At 69.6% G+C, this 871-nt stretch carries 1 protein-coding gene; it reads right to left on the bottom strand.

Annotated elements, in window-relative coordinates; genetic code table 11:
- Position 1: 1 nt before the first annotated feature.
- Positions 2-871, bottom strand: an 870-nt coding sequence (pdxS, locus tag LVY72_RS24110) for a pyridoxal 5'-phosphate synthase lyase subunit PdxS (RefSeq protein ID WP_237827473.1), incomplete at its 5' end; no start/stop codon positions are given.

Below are 871 nucleotides of genomic sequence, written 5' to 3'. Positions count from 1 at the left end.
GCTACCAGCCGCGTTCGGCCAGGCGGTGCGGCTGGGCGATCTCGTCGACGTTGATGCCGACCATGGCCTCGCCCAGGCCGCGGGAGACCTTGGCGATCACGTCCGGGTCATCGAAGAAGGTGGTGGCCTTCACGATCGCCGCGGCCCGCTCGGCCGGGTTGCCGGACTTGAAGATCCCGGACCCGACGAACACGCCGTCGGCGCCCAGCTGCATCATCATCGCCGCGTCGGCCGGGGTGGCGATGCCGCCGGCGGTGAAGAGCACCACCGGCAGCTTGCCGGTGGCGGCGATCTCCCGGACCAGCTCGTACGGGGCGGCCAGTTCCTTGGCCGCCACGTACAGCTCGTCCTCGGCCATCGTGGTCAGGCGCTTGATCTCGGCCCGGATCTGGCGCATGTGCCCGGTGGCGTTGGAGACATCCCCGGTGCCGGCCTCGCCCTTGGAGCGGATCATCGCCGCGCCCTCGTTGATCCGGCGCAGCGCCTCGCCCAGGTTCGTCGCCCCGCAGACGAAGGGCACGGTGAACTTGAACTTGTCGATGTGGTTGGCGTAGTCGGCCGGGGTGAGCACCTCGGACTCGTCGATGTAGTCCACGCCCAGGGACTGCAGCACCTGCGCCTCGACGAAGTGCCCGATCCGGGCCTTGGCCATCACCGGGATGGACACGGCCTCGATGATGCCGTCGATCATGTCCGGGTCCGACATGCGGGAGACCCCGCCCTGGGCGCGGATGTCCGCCGGCACCCGCTCCAGCGCCATCACGGCCACCGCACCGGCGTCCTCGGCGATGCGGGCCTGTTCGGGCGTGACGACGTCCATGATGACGCCGCCCTTCAACATTTCAGCCATACCGCGCTTGACCCGGCTGCT

This window comes from Arthrobacter hankyongi, from assembly GCF_022012395.1.
Lineage (GTDB): Bacteria > Actinomycetota > Actinomycetes > Actinomycetales > Micrococcaceae > Crystallibacter > Crystallibacter hankyongi.
Note: the sequence above shows the minus strand (reverse complement) of the source record. Positions and strands in the feature narration are given on the sequence as shown.